13 protein-coding genes are annotated in these 15,516 nt (G+C 55.3%); 8 read left to right on the plus strand and 5 right to left on the minus strand.

The features are described from left to right. Window positions 1-10 precede the first annotated feature (10 nt). The 3 genes from xylH to xylF all read right to left on the minus strand — a co-directional run bounded on the left by xylH (window position 11) and on the right by xylF (window position 3,776). On the minus strand, window positions 11-1,192 hold the full coding sequence (gene xylH, locus ACQG2G_RS00955; RefSeq protein WP_020686536.1) for a xylose ABC transporter permease XylH: 1,182 nt from the start codon (window positions 1,190-1,192) through the stop codon (window positions 11-13). Next, complete coding sequence (locus ACQG2G_RS00960; RefSeq protein WP_061771929.1) at window positions 1,170-2,711, minus strand: xylose ABC transporter ATP-binding protein; 1,542 nt, start codon at window positions 2,709-2,711, stop codon at window positions 1,170-1,172. The genes xylH and ACQG2G_RS00960 overlap by 23 nt, the downstream gene beginning before the upstream one ends. 72 nt (window positions 2,712-2,783) lie before the next feature. Then, a complete protein-coding gene (gene xylF, locus ACQG2G_RS00965) occupies window positions 2,784-3,776 on the minus strand; it encodes a D-xylose ABC transporter substrate-binding protein (RefSeq protein ID WP_013094963.1) in 993 nt (330 codons plus the stop codon). Between the two features lie 370 nt (window positions 3,777-4,146). On the opposite strand from xylF, the gene xylA reads away from it, so the two are divergent. The 4 genes from xylA to ACQG2G_RS00985 all read left to right on the plus strand — a co-directional run bounded on the left by xylA (window position 4,147) and on the right by ACQG2G_RS00985 (window position 8,546). Next, window positions 4,147-5,469 carry a xylose isomerase gene (xylA, locus tag ACQG2G_RS00970; protein WP_226836498.1) on the plus strand — a complete coding sequence of 441 codons (1,323 nt, stop codon included), beginning with the start codon at window positions 4,147-4,149 and terminating at the stop codon, window positions 5,467-5,469. A gap of 59 nt (window positions 5,470-5,528) precedes the next feature. Then, the gene (xylB, locus tag ACQG2G_RS00975; RefSeq protein ID WP_061771930.1) at window positions 5,529-6,983 is read left to right on the plus strand and encodes a xylulokinase; all 1,455 of its coding nucleotides are present in this window, start codon (window positions 5,529-5,531) and stop codon (window positions 6,981-6,983) included. Window positions 6,984-7,086: 103 nt separating this feature from the next. Then, complete coding sequence (locus tag ACQG2G_RS00980) at window positions 7,087-7,626, plus strand: isochorismatase family protein (protein ID WP_061771931.1); 540 nt, start codon at window positions 7,087-7,089, stop codon at window positions 7,624-7,626. Next, window positions 7,626-8,546: a GlxA family transcriptional regulator gene (locus tag ACQG2G_RS00985; protein WP_040020961.1), complete on the plus strand. Its 921-nt coding sequence runs from the start codon at window positions 7,626-7,628 to the stop codon at window positions 8,544-8,546. Before ACQG2G_RS00980 ends, ACQG2G_RS00985 begins: the two co-directional genes overlap by 1 nt. Here the strand turns inward: ACQG2G_RS00985 and ACQG2G_RS00990 are convergent. Beyond that, window positions 8,539-9,534: an acyltransferase gene (locus tag ACQG2G_RS00990; RefSeq protein WP_029882714.1), complete on the minus strand. Its 996-nt coding sequence runs from the start codon at window positions 9,532-9,534 to the stop codon at window positions 8,539-8,541. The two genes, ACQG2G_RS00985 and ACQG2G_RS00990, sit on opposite strands and share 8 nt — an antisense overlap. A gap of 183 nt (window positions 9,535-9,717) precedes the next feature. On the opposite strand from ACQG2G_RS00990, the gene ACQG2G_RS00995 reads away from it, so the two are divergent. The 4 genes from ACQG2G_RS00995 (at window position 9,718) to ACQG2G_RS01010 (ending at window position 15,026) form a co-directional block, all read left to right on the plus strand. Beyond that, window positions 9,718-10,023, plus strand: coding sequence for a YsaB family lipoprotein (locus ACQG2G_RS00995; protein WP_023620070.1), 306 nt, complete (start codon window positions 9,718-9,720; stop codon window positions 10,021-10,023). 160 nt (window positions 10,024-10,183) lie between these two features. Further along, entirely contained in the window at window positions 10,184-11,095 is a 912-nt protein-coding gene (glyQ, locus tag ACQG2G_RS01000) for a glycine--tRNA ligase subunit alpha (protein WP_003860141.1), read from the plus strand. Between the two features lie 9 nt (window positions 11,096-11,104). After that, window positions 11,105-13,174: a glycine--tRNA ligase subunit beta gene (gene glyS, locus ACQG2G_RS01005; protein ID WP_061771932.1), complete on the plus strand. Its 2,070-nt coding sequence runs from the start codon at window positions 11,105-11,107 to the stop codon at window positions 13,172-13,174. Window positions 13,175-13,406: 232 nt separating this feature from the next. Then, complete coding sequence (locus ACQG2G_RS01010) at window positions 13,407-15,026, plus strand: ABC-F family ATP-binding cassette domain-containing protein (RefSeq protein WP_061772185.1); 1,620 nt, start codon at window positions 13,407-13,409, stop codon at window positions 15,024-15,026. Between the two features lie 46 nt (window positions 15,027-15,072). Here the strand turns inward: ACQG2G_RS01010 and ACQG2G_RS01015 are convergent, their stop codons facing one another. Further along, the gene (locus tag ACQG2G_RS01015) at window positions 15,073-15,360 is read right to left on the minus strand and encodes an HTH-type transcriptional regulator (protein WP_013094972.1); all 288 of its coding nucleotides are present in this window, start codon (window positions 15,358-15,360) and stop codon (window positions 15,073-15,075) included. Window positions 15,361-15,516: the final 156 nt, after the last annotated feature.

Raw genomic sequence — 15,516 nt, forward strand, 5'->3', positions numbered from 1 at the left:
AATACGGTTATCAGGTACGCCGCTTGGTGGCAGAGTCCATCCAGACTGCCAGCAAAAGAATGGCCCCCTTGACGATATACTGCCAAAACGTCGGGACGTCCATCATACTCATCCCGTTATCCAACGAAGCCATGATAAATGCCCCCATCACCGCGCCCGCCACGCTGCCGACACCGCCTGCGAGGCTGGTACCGCCAATGACGCAGGCGGCGATAGCATCCAGCTCGGCAATGTTCCCGGCAGACGGCGAACCCGCCCCGAGACGCGAGCTGAGGATCAACCCTGCGATAGCAACCATCAGGCCGTTAATGGCAAAGACCGCCAGTTTGGTGCGCTCTACGTTAATGCCTGACAGACGGGCGGCCTCAAGGTTACCGCCGATGGCGTAAATACGGCGGCCAAACGCGGTGCGCGTGGCCATAAACATGCCGCCCAGCAGCAGGAGGGCCAGCAGGAGAACTGGCGTAGGCACGCCGCGATAGTCATTCAGGAGCCAAATCGCGCCGAGCACGATCACCGCTGTCAGTGCCTGACGTCCCACCACGGATGTTGATGGGGAGGAGGCCAGCCCCAGCGACTGACGGCGCATACGGCCACGCCACTGCCAGGCCACGAACGCCAGCAGCCCGACCACGCCGATGGTAAAGCCCACGCTGTCGGAGAGGTAGCTCTGACCAATCTGTGACATGGCGGCGCTGGTGGGAGAGACGGTGGTGCCGTTGGTGATGCCAATCAATACGCCGCGGAAGGCCAGCATTCCTGCCAGAGTAACAATGAACGACGGGACCTTCCGGTAGGCAACCCACCAGCCGTTCCAGGCACCCAGCACCAGACCTAATACCAGCGTCACCGCCACGGTCAGCGGCAGCGGCCAGCCGAGCCAGACGTCAAAAATGGCCGCGACGCCGCCGAGCAGGCCCATCATCGACCCCACCGACAGGTCGATTTCCGCCGAAATAATGACGAAGACCATGCCCACGGCCAGAATGCCGGTGATGGCAGTCTGGCGCAGCAGGTTAGAGACGTTACGCGCGCTCAGGTAGGAGCCATCGGTCATCCAGGTAAAAAACAGCATGATGGCGATAATGGCCGCGATCATCACGAATACCTGCAGGTTCAGCGCTTTTAACCCCGCGAATGCACCGGGCGTCTGAACAGCGACTTTGATATCAGACGGATTGCTTTTCGACATGACGTTCGCTCCTTAAAGCGGCTTCCATCACCTGCTCCTGCGTCAGGTTCTGGTTAATCAGATTGGCTTTCAGTTTGCCCTCGTGCATGACCAGCACACGGTCGCTCAGGCCGAGCACTTCGGGTAATTCAGAGGAGATGACAATGACGGCGATCCCTTGCTGTACAAGCTGATTAATCAGTTTGTAGATTTCGTACTTTGCACCGATATCAATGCCGCGCGTCGGCTCATCCAGGATCAAGATGCGTGGATTGAGGAGCAGACAGCGCGCCAGAATGGCTTTTTGCTGGTTGCCTCCGCTCAGGCGTCCAATGGCCAGTTCCGGTGAGGTTGTTTTCACTTTGAGGCGGGCGAGAGATTGCAAAATGCACTGCTGCTCTGCGGCATCATCAAGGCTGCTCAGCGCGCCGGAGAACTGATCGAGTGCCGCGAGCGTGATGTTTTTACCCACCGCCATTACCGGCACGATGCCGTCTTTTTTGCGGTCTTCCGGCACCATGGCAATTCCGTGGGCAATTGCCTGCTGGCAGTTGTCGATTTTCACCGGCTTGCCATCAATATAAACCGTGCCTTCCCAGCGCCCTGGCCAGACGCCGAACAGGCACTGCACGGCTTCAGTACGTCCGGCGCCGACGAGCCCGGCAACACCGAGAATTTCACCCCGGTGCAGGGAAAAGGAGATGTTGTTTACGCGTTTGATATGGCGATTTACCGGGTGCCACGCGGTCAGGTTTTCTACGCGTAACACTTCATCACCCGTTGTGTGAGGTTCATTCGGGTAGAGCGCCGTCAGTTCGCGGCCCACCATCATGGTGATGATGTCATCCTCGCTCATGCCTTCGGCTTCGCGTGTGCCGATGTGTTGACCATCGCGGATCACGCAGATGGTGTCCGAAATGGCTTTGACCTCGTTGAGTTTGTGAGAAATGTAGATGCAGGCGATACCGTGGTTTTGCAGATCGCGGATGATATCCAGCAGGACGGCCGTTTCCTGTTCGGTGAGAGAGGCCGTGGGTTCGTCGAGGATCAGCAGCCTGACCTGTTTGTTCAGCGCCTTAGCGATTTCAACCAGCTGTTGCTGCCCCAGACCCAGGTCTCCCACGCGGGTATCCGGCGAAATGGCCAGACTGACCTGCGCCAGCAATTTTTCACAGCGTAGCGTCATGGTGTCGTAATCCAGCACGCCGTGGCGCGAAATTTCGGCCCCGAGGAAAATGTTCTCCAGCACGGTGAGATGCTTCACCAGCGCCAGCTCCTGGTGAATGATGGCGATACCCTTACGTTCAGTATCGCGAATGTGGGTGGCCTGAATGACCTCGCCGGCAAAGACAATTTCACCTTCGTAGCTGCCATGCGGATAGATCCCGCACAACACTTTCATCAGCGTCGACTTACCCGAACCGTTTTCGCCGCAGAGCGAAACCACTTCACCAGGATTTAGCCGCAGGCTCACGTTATCGACCGCTTTCACCGCGCCAAAACGCTTGGTGATGCTCTTCATTTCAAGTAAATAAGGCATAACTGCTCCACATGACCCGAGGTAAAAACAGTACAAGTCGATGCGCCCCCGCAGGGCAGGGGCTGCGCTGGATTACAGTTCACTCTTCTTGTGGAAACCGTCTTTGATAACGGTGGCGTCAATGTTCTCTTTATTGACTTCAATTGGCGTGAGCAGGCGTGCCGGTACATCTTTCAGACCGTTGTTCAGCGTCGCGTCGGCTTTCGGTTGTTTACCGTTCCCCAGCTCTACGGCGATCTCTGCAGCCGTGTTGGCCAGTTCAGTGATGGGCTTATACACCGTCATGGTCTGGGTGCCCGCAATGATGCGTTTTACACCGGCGAGATCCGCATCCTGGCCTGAAATGGCCACTTTCCCGGCCAGCCCCTGCGCGCTCAGCGCCTGAATGGCACCCCCGGCGGTGGCGTCGTTGGAGGCGACGACGGCATCAATTTTGTTATTATTCGCGGTTAGCGCGTTTTCCATAATTTTCAGCGCGTTTTCAGGCAACCAGCCGTCCGCCCACTGATCGCCAACCACTTTAATCTTGCCGCTGTCGATATACGGCTTGAGGACTTTCATCTGACCTTCGCGGAACAGTTTGGCGTTGTTATCCACCGGTGAGCCGCCCATCAGGAAATAATTGCCCTGCGGCACTTTATCGACCAGGCTTTTTGCCTGCAGTTCACCCACTTTTTCATTGTCGAACGAAATATAATAATCAATGTCCGCATTATTAATCATGCGATCATACGCCAGAACTTTAATCCCTTCTTGCTTCGCTTCTTTCACGACGTTACTTAATACCTGGCCGTTATAAGGGATAATGACCAGTACATCAACGCCACGGTTAATCATATTCTCAATTTGCGACATCTGCGTTTCTTCGTTGCCATTTGCAGACTGCACAAACACACTTGCGCCAAGTGATTCCGCTTTTTTAACAAAAATATCGCGATCTTTTTGCCAGCGCTCCAGACGCAGGTCGTCAATCGCCATGCCAATTTTGACCTCTTTGGCATGTCCTGCAAAGCTTGCTAGGAGGAGAGTAGTGCAGAGCGTTAGGGTCAGGTTCTTTATCTTCATAATTATTAGGCCTTTTGTAGGGGTATGTGTTGCTGAGATAAAAGAAACATTCACTGCTTAGACGCAGCAAATTTTTAACGCGGAAAGGCGGGCTGGCAATTACAGATTTTTATCTTCTCATTACGATATTTGGTTTATTTCTGAATTTATGACCGCGATCGGATTTTAAAATACGTAAGGTCTTAATTACATTTGATTATGGAATCTGCGCCGAAAAATAGTTTGCTTGCGCATTATTTTGCGAGCCAGCGCACAGTTGCGCATTCTCTCAATAGCAGTGTGAAATAACGTAATTGAGCAACCCAAAATGTCTATTCACTATTACTCCTGTATCAACGACTCGCCGCATACCCTGATTATGGAGCTCAATATGCAAGCTTATTTCGACCAACTCGATCGTGTTCGTTACGAAGGCCCGAAAACGACCAATCCTTTAGCATTTCGTCACTACAACCCGGATGAGCTGGTGCTGGGTAAGCGCATGGAAGATCATCTGCGCTTTGCCGCCTGTTACTGGCATACCTTCTGCTGGAACGGCGCCGATATGTTCGGTGTGGGTTCCTTTGACCGTCCGTGGCAACAGCCGGGAGAGGCTATCGAGCTGGCGAAGCGTAAAGCGGATGTGGCATTTGAATTCTTCCACAAGCTGAACGTGCCGTATTACTGCTTCCATGACGTGGATGTGTCGCCGGAAGGCGCATCGCTGAAAGAGTACCTGAACAACTTTGCGCAGATGGTGGATGTGCTGGCGGCGAAGCAGCAGCAAAGTGACGTGAAGCTGCTGTGGGGCACGGCCAACTGCTTCACGAACCCTCGCTATGGTGCCGGGGCAGCAACTAACCCGGATCCAGAAGTGTTTAGCTGGGCGGCCACGCAGGTCGTGACCGCAATGAACGCCACGCATCAGTTGGGCGGCGAGAACTATGTTCTGTGGGGCGGCCGTGAGGGTTATGAAACCCTGCTGAATACCGATCTGCGTCAGGAGCGCGAGCAGATTGGCCGCTTCATGCAGATGGTGGTTGAGCATAAGCATAAAATCGGTTTCCGCGGCACGCTGCTGATTGAACCGAAGCCACAGGAACCAACCAAGCACCAGTACGATTACGACGTCGCGACCGTGTACGGCTTCCTGAAGCAGTTCGGCCTGGAAAAAGAGATTAAAGTTAACATTGAAGCCAACCATGCCACCCTGGCGGGCCACTCTTTCCATCACGAAATTGCGTCTGCCATTGCGCTGGGCATCTTCGGCTCGGTCGATGCTAACCGTGGTGATGCGCAGCTGGGCTGGGATACCGACCAGTTCCCGAACAGCGTGGAAGAGAATGCGCTGGTGATGTATGAAATCATCAAAGCGGGTGGTTTCACTACCGGCGGCCTGAACTTTGACGCCAAAGTGCGTCGTCAGAGCACCGATAAATACGATCTGTTCTACGGCCACATTGGCGCGATGGATACCATGGCGCTGGCGCTAAAAGTCGCTGCGCGCATGATTGAAGACGGTGAGCTGGATAAACGTGTCGCGAAGCGTTATAGCGGCTGGAACAGTGAGCTGGGTCAGCAAATTTTGAAAGGCCAGTTATCGCTTGCGGAAATCGCGAAGTACGCTGAACAACATCAGCTGGCGCCGCAGCATCAGAGCGGACACCAGGAACTGCTGGAAAATCTGGTTAATCACTATTTGTTCGACAAGTAAAAACATAGGCCCGGTAAGCGGAAGCGCTACCGGGCATTTCTGTCAAAGGAGCCACCACAATGTATATCGGGATTGATCTTGGCACATCGGGTGTGAAAGCCATCCTCTTAAGCGAGCAGGGTGATGTGTTGGCAACGCAGACTGAAAAACTGCAGGTTTCGCGTCCGCATCCGTTATGGTCGGAACAGGATCCGGAGCAGTGGTGGCAAGCGACGGATCGCGCAATCAAGGGGTTAGGTGAACAGCACAGTTTGCGTGAGGTCACCGCGCTGGGTATCGCCGGACAGATGCACGGCGCTACGCTGCTGGACAGCCAGCATCGCGTGTTGCGCCCTGCGATCCTCTGGAACGATGGCCGCTGTGCGGAAGAGTGCGCGCTCCTGGAAGAGCGAGTGCCTGCGTCCCGTGACATCACCGGCAACCTGATGATGCCCGGCTTCACCGCGCCGAAGCTTCTCTGGGTGCAACGCCATGAGCCGGAGATTTTCCGTCAGGTGGCGAAGGTCTTACTGCCAAAAGATTATCTGCGTTTTCGCATGACGGGGGATTTTGCCAGCGACATGTCCGACGCCGCTGGCACCATGTGGCTCGACGTGGCGAAACGCGACTGGAGCGAGGCGATGCTGGATGCCTGTCATCTCACCCGTGAGCATATGCCCGCACTCTTTGAAGGCAGCGAAATTACCGGCACCTTACAGTCCGCCGTTGCGGAACGCTGGAACATGCCTGCTGTGCCGGTGGTGGCTGGCGGCGGGGATAACGCGGCGGGCGCCGTGGGTGTCGGCATGGTTGATGCGGGCCAGGCCATGCTGTCTCTCGGCACCTCTGGCGTCTATTTTGCCGTCAGCGACGGATATCGCAGCAACCCGGAAAGCGCGGTGCACAGTTTCTGCCATGCGCTGCCAGGAAAATGGCATTTGATGTCGGTGATGCTCAGTGCAGCTTCTTGCCTGGACTGGGCGGCGAAGCTGACCGGGATGGCCGATGTTCCGGCATTGATTACCGCAGCACAGCAGGCGGATGAAAACGCTGGTACCGTCTGGTTTTTACCGTATCTCTCCGGTGAGCGTACACCGCACAACAACCCGGAAGCGAAAGGGGTATTTTTTGGCTTAACCCATCAGCACGGTCCTGCGGAACTGGCGCGTGCGGTTCTGGAAGGCGTGGGCTATGCGCTGGCGGATGGAATGGACGTGGTCCATGACTGCGGCCTGAACCCAGCAAGCATCACCCTGATCGGCGGCGGCGCACGCAGCAACTACTGGCGCCAGATGCTCTCTGATATCAGTGGATTGCAGCTGGACTATCGTACCGGGGGCGATGTGGGCCCGGCGCTGGGTGCCGCGCGGCTGGCGCAGATAGCCATGAACCCGGACAAACCGCTTTCGCAACTGTTGCCACAGCTCACGCTGGAACAGGCCCATCTACCCGACGCAACTCGCCACGCGCGATATGCTGAAAGGCGCGATGTGTTCCGCAAAATCTATCAGCAGTTGCTGCCGCTGATGTCATAAGCGAGATTGTCTGTCAGAGGCATGAGGATGTCCTTTTTTGGTCTGTCCGCGTGCCTGTTTCCTCGCCAGTATGTATTTATACCCACTGGCGAGGAGCACCATCATGTCACGTATTGCATTAATCAACATCGATACCCAACAGTCTTTTCATCACCGCGATTACTGGCAGGAGCAAGATGTTCCGGCCTTTCAGCAGGCAATGCTGGGGCTGACAGAAGGCTGCCAGTCGCGCGGTATTCCTGTCGCCGATATTTTCCATGTGGATGAAAAAGGCCCTTTCTCACTGCAAAGCGGCTATGTCAAACCGATGGCCTTTTTACGTCATCAGCCGGATGTGGTTTTCCAGAAACATGTACATAATGCCTTCACCGATACGGGCCTGGATCGCTGGCTGCGCGAGCGTGATATCAACCAGCTGATCCTATGCGGTATTCGCACTGAACAGTGCGGCGAAACCACCGCACGGGTGGCATCCGATCTGGGTTATGCTGTGACCTTTGTTAGCGAGGCAATGCTCACGTTTCCTATGACGTACAAGGGCGTAACCCTTAGCGCTGCGGAAATTCGTCATCGTACCGAAACGGTACTGTCAGGGCGATTTGCCGCGATTAAAACGGTAGCGGAGACGCTGGAGTCACTGTAATGCGCATCGACGTTTGGTTCGTTATGTTGCCCGGGGTGTTGTCATTAGACATGACTGGCCCGGCAGAAACCTTTGTCCTGGCAGGCGATGCGTTTTGTCTGCATTACATTGGTCCGCAACCTGAGGTGCAAACGTCGATTGGTTTGATGATGAGCGGTATCGCGCCATTACCGGAAAGGCTTCCGGAAGGGAGCCTGCTGGTTCTGCCTGGTGTAAGCGACTCCCGCGTTCAGTTTTCTACGCCGCAGGCGATGCAGATCCAGCACTGGCTGATGCGCCTGCAGCCGGCTATTCAGCGTCAGGATATCACCGTGATGTGCGTCTGCTCAGGGGCTTTGCTGGCAGCAAAATCAGGGCTGCTGAACAACCGGCAGTGCACAACGCATCATGAGGTTATCGGCCGTTTACGCGTTGCCGCCCCCACGGCGACGATCAAAGAGAACCGGATATTCGTGCAGGATGAGAATGTCTGGACCAGCGCAGGGATCACCTCGGGTATCGACCTGGCGCTGCATATGATTAACCGTCTGTGCGGGCCAGAAAAGGCGCTGGCCGTGGCACGCGAGATGGTGGTCTGGTTCCGCCGGTCCGGGGACGATCCGCAGCTATCGCCATGGTTACGCTATCGCAATCATCTTCATCCGGCTATCCACCGTGCTCAGGATGCGCTAACCGCAGACCCGCAAAAAGCGTGGAACGTGCCGGATATTGCCGCGCTGGCGCATGTCAGCCCGCGCCATTTAACCCGTCTTTTCCAGACGCATTTGGGGATAAGCGTTCGCGATTACCTGGAGCAGTTGCGTCTGGCGGTGGCGGAGCAGTGGCTATTGCAGGGGCGCGGCGTGGAGCAGGCCTCACTGGCGGCAGGGTTTTCCTCCCCGCGCCAGTTTCATCGGGCCCGACAGCGCGTCGTTAACTGACGAAGCGGCGGGTGTCTAGCTTCTGTAGCAGCATCGACAGCAACAGGCTCACGACCAGTGTGGCGGAGAAAATCCAGACGATGTCCAGCACTGGCCAGCTTTTGAGTTCAACGCCTCTCGTGCGTAGTGCGTGGATCACCAGCGCGTGAAAACCATAAATCCCCAGCGAGTGCCGCGAGATAAAACCCAGCACGGGAAGAGGGCGCGCGTTCAGGGTGTTTTTAACGAGCGTCAGCAGGGAAACGGCACAAATGAAGACCATCGGCCCGCAGTACAGGTACCATGTATCGGCAAAATTGCCGCGCCATTGCAGCTCATGCAGCGTCCCGCGTGAAATGATAATCACCCCGATGATAAACAACGCGCCACATAGCCAGCTGATACCCCGCTTTTGGGTATCCATCATCCCGATGGCGCGCCCCAGCATGCCGTAGAGCACGTAGTAAAACGTATCGCCATTGATGTAGAGGTTTACCGGTAGCCACTCAAAACCGTCGATTTTCTGTGAGACGGTATTCGGATTGGCGATGATTCCTATCACCACCATCAGCGCCAGAAGCATCTTTCCGCTGACGTTTTTTACCTGAATCAACGGTGATACCAGGTAGATAACGATAATGGCGAAGAAAAACCACAGGTGGTAAAACACCGGCTTTTGCAGCAGATATTTGAGTGACAGACCGGGGCTAATGGAGGTAAACAGCGTGATGTAAATTAGCGCGACGGCGCTATAAAACCCGAGACACGCGGCGATACGAATAAAATGTCGCGGTTGCGCGCTACGCTCGCCAAAAAAGAGAAAGCCGGAAATCATAAAGAACAGCGGAACGCTGACACGCGACGCGGAGTTGAGAATATTCGCGACATCCCAGTTAACAGGGCTGATACTGTGTGCGTTCGTAACATACCAGGTCGTCGTGTGGATCATCACCACCATCAGACACGCTATTCCTCGCAGATTATCAATCCAGCTAATTTTTGACTGCATCAGTTCCTCTTTTTCCCTGTAAATAGAGTGTGACTGCTATTGTGTAAAAGTCTTTCCTTGGAAAAATCTGAGTTTTATAACGCGGACTTGTCTGGCCATCGCGAGATTCGCAGAATGCCAGACCGTAATCTATAAAAGCTTTGCTACTAAAAATAACAGCCACTGACCGGGTCGGTAATAAAAATGATGATGAAGCGTGTGGGGTCACTCTTTCTGCTGGTGGTACTGGCCGGATGCAGTACGCCTCAGGAAGCACCTGCGCAAAAAGCGCAGCAGGGCAAAATGAGCCCGGAACGTTCGTTGAATATGGAACAGCTGTGTAAAGATCAGGCGGCTCACCGCTATAACCTGGATACCCAGAAAATTGATGTCACCGGCTTTGAGCGTTTTCAGGGCAGCTATGAGCTTCGGGGCCATACCTCTCGTAAAGAGGGCTTTGTCTGCTCGTTTGATGCGGACGGCCAGTTTTTACATCTCTCCATGCGCTAATTTGCTCGCATAATCGACAGCCAGACGCTCGCCGCGTTCTGGCTCGAACGCTTATTTCCCAATTTTCCCTAAACAACCCCGTTTCGTACTGTATATCTTGCAGCCAGCGGGTATACTGGTCCCTTCCATTTAAAACCACACGTATCCAGCACGAAATACTATGCAAAAGTTTGATACCAAGACCTTCCAGGGCCTGATCCTGACCTTACAGGATTACTGGGCTCGCCAGGGCTGCACCATTGTTCAACCTTTGGACATGGAAGTCGGCGCAGGCACCTCACACCCGATGACCAGCTTACGCGCGTTGGGGCCAGAGCCAATGGCGACTGCTTATGTGCAGCCTTCCCGTCGTCCGACCGATGGCCGTTACGGCGAAAACCCAAACCGTCTGCAGCACTACTATCAGTTCCAGGTGGTCATTAAGCCATCGCCAGACAATATTCAGGAACTGTACCTTGGGTCACTGAAAGAGCTGGGTATGGATCCGACCATTCACGACATTCGTTTCGTGGAAGATAACTGGGAAAACCCAACGCTGGGTGCCTGGGGTCTGGGTTGGGAAGTGTGGCTTAACGGTATGGAAGTGACGCAGTTCACCTACTTCCAGCAGGTTGGCGGACTGGAATGTAAGCCGATCACCGGTGAAATCACCTACGGTCTGGAACGTCTGGCAATGTACATTCAGGGCGTAGATAGCGTTTACGACCTGGTCTGGAGCGACGGCCCGCTGGGTAAAACCACTTACGGCGACGTGTTCCATCAGAACGAAGTGGAACAATCCACCTATAACTTCGAATACGCGGACGTGGACTTCCTGTTCACCTGCTTCGAGCAGTACGAGAAAGAAGCGCAGCAACTGCTGGCGCTGGAGACTCCGCTGCCGCTGCCTGCCTACGAGCGTATTCTGAAGGCCGCCCACAGCTTCAACCTGCTGGACGCCCGCAAAGCGATCTCCGTGACTGAACGTCAGCGCTACATTCTGCGTATTCGTACCCTGACCAAAGCCGTTGCAGAAGCTTACTATGCGTCCCGTGAAGCCCTTGGCTTCCCGATGTGCAACCGAAACAAATAAGAGGCGGCCATGTCTGAGAAAACTTTCCTGGTGGAAATTGGCACCGAAGAGCTGCCACCAAAAGCCCTGCGCAGCCTGGCTGAATCTTTTGCTGCGAACGTGACTGCCGAGCTGGATAACGCTGGCCTGGCGCACGGTAAAATTGAGTGGTTTGCTGCTCCGCGTCGTCTGGCGCTGAAGGTAGCAAATCTGGCGGCATCTCAGCCGGATCGTGAAGTGGAAAAACGTGGCCCGGCGATTGCCCAGGCGTTCGATGCGGAAGGCAAGCCAAGCAAAGCGGCAGAAGGCTGGGCGCGTGGTTGCGGTATTACCGTTGACCAGGCCGAGCGTCTGACCACTGACAAAGGCGAATGGCTGCTGTATCGCGCTCACGTAAAAGGTGAACGCGTAGAAGCACTGCTGCCAAACATGATCGCCACTTCGCTGGCTAAGCTGCCCATTCCTAAGCTGATGCGCTGGGGCGCGTCCGACGTACACTTCGTGCGTCCGGTACACACCGTGACCCTGCTGCTGGGCGACACCGTTATTCCGGCGACCATTCTGGGCGTGGCGTCCGATCGCGTCATTCGCGGCCACCGCTTTATGGGCGAGCCAGAGTTCACCATCGACAATGCCGACCAGTATCCGCAGATCCTGCTGGAGCGCGGTAAAGTCATTGCTGACTACGAACAGCGTAAAGCCAAAATCAAAGCCGATGCAGAAGAGGCGGCGCGCAAGATTGGCGGTAACGCTGACCTGAGCGACAGCCTGCTGGAAGAGGTCACCTCGCTGGTGGAATGGCCGGTTGTGCTGACCGCGAAGTTCGAAGAGAAATTCCTCGCGGTTCCGGCAGAAGCGCTGGTGTACACCATGAAGGGTGACCAGAAATACTTCCCGGTTTATGCCAACGATGGCAAGCTGCTGCCAAACTTTATCTTCGTGGCGAACATCGAATCGAAAGATCCGCAGCAGATTATCTCCGGTAACGAGAAAGTGGTGCGTCCACGTCTGGCGGATGCGGAGTTCTTCTTCAATACCGACCGTAAAAAACGTCTGGAAGATAACCTGCCGCGCCTGCAGACCGTGCTGTTCCAGCAGCAGCTGGGTACGCTGCGCGACAAGACCGACCGTATCGCGGAGCTGTCCGGCTGGATCGCCCGTGAAATTGGCGCGGACGTTAACCATGCCACCCGTGCGGGTCTGCTCTCCAAGTGCGACCTGATGACCAACATGGTGTTCGAGTTTACCGACACCCAGGGCGTTATGGGTATGCACTACGCGCGTCACGATGGCGAAGCGGAAGATGTGGCGGTCGCCCTGAACGAACAGTATCAGCCGCGCTTTGCTGGCGATGAACTGCCGTCTAACCCGGTTGCCTGTGCGGTCGCGATTGCCGATAAAATGGATACCCTGGCGGGGATCTTCGGTATCGGCCAGCATCCGAAAGGGGATAAAGACCCGTTCGCGCTGCGTCGTGCGGCGCTGGGCGTGCTGCGTATCATCGTTGAGAAGAACCTGAACCTCGATCTGCAGACTCTGACTGAAGAAGCGGTGCGTCTGTACGGTGACAAGCTGACCAATGCCAACGTGGTGGATGACGTGATCGACTTTATGCTCGGTCGCTTCCGCGCGTGGTATCAGGACGAAGGTTACACCGTGGATACCATTCAGGCGGTGCTGGCGCGTCGTCCAACGCGTCCGGCTGACTTCGATGCGCGTATGAAGGCGGTTTCTCACTTCCGTACGCTTGAAGCGGCATCTGCCCTGGCGGCGGCGAACAAGCGTGTCTCCAACATTCTGGCGAAATCTGACGAAACGCTGAACGAGCGTGTGAACGCCGCGACGCTGAAAGAGCCGGAAGAGATCGCCCTGGCGATGCAGGTTGTGGTGCTGCGTGACAAGCTGGAGCCATACTTCGCAGAAGGCCGTTATCAGGAAGCGCTGGTAGAACTGGCGGAACTGCGTGACGTTATCGACGCCTTCTTCGAAAAAGTGATGGTCAACGTGGAAGATAAAGATCTGCGTATTAACCGTCTCTCTATGCTCGAAAAACTGCGCGAGCTGTTCCTGCGCGTGGCGGATATCTCGCTGCTGCAGTAATGGGCCCGCCGGGCATGTACAGGCTAAAAACCCGCTTCGGCGGGTTTTTTTATGGCGTGCGGGTGAAAATTTAATCTTGAAATGGTCAACATATTACCGCTATCCTTATCGGCGTTAACTTTCTCCCTCAGGAGCGCATTCCGAAAATGAACAAACACGACTGATGAATTTCGATCCTTGCTAAACGCGACCGCGTCGGCAGGGGATGTTTTGATTTCATTCAGGAGTGCTTATGGCTCATTTTGCGCAGTCCCCTTCTTTTATTTTGCATCAGGTCACCTGTCAGTTTGCGACGGGCGATATTCTTTTTGGCCCGCTGAACCTCTCTCTGGAGACATCCCTGTGTGCGCTCGTTGGTCGTAATGGCAGCGGGAAAACGCGTCTGCTGCGCATGCTGGCGGGGCTGGATGAACCTGCCAGTGGTCATATTGAGCGTTTTGCCTCACATGTCTATGTGGCACAACAGCAGGATATCTCCCCACAGACAACGCTTGCTGAACTGCTTGGTTATGACGCGATTTTTGCAGCGCGTAAGCGCATCGATCGCGGCGATTACCAGCCTGACGATCTGGATACGCTCGACGGCTACTGGGATTTAGCAGAACGCCTGAACGAGGCGTTTCTCCAGGCGAAACTGCCACCGTTTGACCCCGATAAACCTGCCGCCGAATTCAGCGGTGGCGAGCGGATCCGTGCCCTGTTGTGCGGTGCATTTACGGCTGAGGCGAATTTCCTGTTGCTGGATGAACCCACCAACCATCTGGATCGACAAGGCCGGGCGTGGTTTTACGACCAGTTGAGCCGTTATCAGGGCGGCGTGCTGGTTGCCTCTCACGATCGTGAGCTACTGGCGCAGGTGCCACGTATTCTTGAGCTGAGCGCCTCCGGGCTGCGCAGCTACGGCGGCAATTATGCAGACTATAAACAGCAACGGGATGCTGAACAGCAGGCTGCCCGCGCGGCGCTGGAGCATGCGGCAACGGAGCGCAAACGCATCCGCGCGCGAATGCAAAAAGAGCATGATGACAGCCAGCGGCGTTCGGCGAAGACCATACGCACGGTCGATACCCTGAATATCGCGTCGTTTGAGCGGGTCAAATATAAAGCGGCGGCAAAAGAGCGTATCGGCTCGTGGAAAAAACAGCACAGCGATCAAAACGATGCGCTGAATGCCGCGGTAAACAAGGCGCGGGAACGGGTTGAAGAGGACGCCCCGATCATGTTTACCCTGCCGGGAAGCCAGATTGCTGAGGGAAAACAGGTGCTGGTGCTGGAGGAACTGCAATTGCCGCATGTCTCACTTCCGCCAATGAACTGGCGGATGGACGGCCCGATGCGCGTGGCGCTCAGGGGGCCCAATGGCTGCGGTAAATCAACGCTGTTAAAAGTCATCCTCGGTGAAACCGCACCCCGTGCAGGCAGTTGTAAGGTATCGGTGACGTGTGCGTATCTCGATCAGCACCTGTCGCAGCTGGATCTGACGCAGTCGGTGATGGCACATCTCAATCTGAGCAATACGCCGCTGGAAGAGGGGACGCTGCGCACCCGCCTGGCACAGCTTCAACTGGGGGCGGATAAAGTCTCACTGCCGCTGGCAGAGTTGAGCGGAGGTGAGCGTCTGAAAGCCGCCCTGGCCTGCGTGTTGTGGCGCGAGCACGCCACGCAGCTTTTACTGCTTGATGAACCGACCAACCATCTGGACCTGGCATCGGTCCAGGCGATTGAAGCGGCGCTGGCCGGTTTCCCCGGAGCACTGCTGGTGGTGTCCCATGATGAAAGCTTTCTGCAAGGGTTGGCGTTAACGCATGAACTGGTGTGGGAGGAGACGGGCTGGCGTTGTGAAGGCCTTTAAAACACAAACCCCCGCAAAGGCGGGGGCGGTAATTCACGGTACTGCATCACGCTATCTGTTTGCTGAGTGCAGGGTTGGCCTGAATCAGGCGCATCAGCTTTAACTCGGTTGGCGTGGGTTTCTCTCGTTTCGACTCCCACTCCAGCACCATCGCTACGCTGACACCCATCGCTCTGGCGAATTCATCTGTTTTTAAACCTGTCCCTTTGCGCAATTGCTCATATTCTGTAAAGGGATTGGATTTCTGTTGCAGGGTCACTGTCTGCGGTACATCTTTAAAAATAATCTGTTCCAGGCTGCTCAGCAGCTCAAACTCAGGATCTTTATATTCCATTGAGAACTCCTCTTAAATCACACACCGGGATCAAGAACATCAGAGAGCCCATTAAGAATAGTCCCTAATACAAACGAAGGATCATCACGCTTGTGATTAATCGTGCGGTAACGATCGCTTTATCCGTTTCAGCTATGCGGATAGTTATGCTAATTA

It is taken from the genome of Enterobacter cloacae complex sp. 382A5 (assembly GCF_050031095.1).
Lineage (GTDB): Bacteria > Pseudomonadota > Gammaproteobacteria > Enterobacterales > Enterobacteriaceae > Enterobacter > Enterobacter cloacae.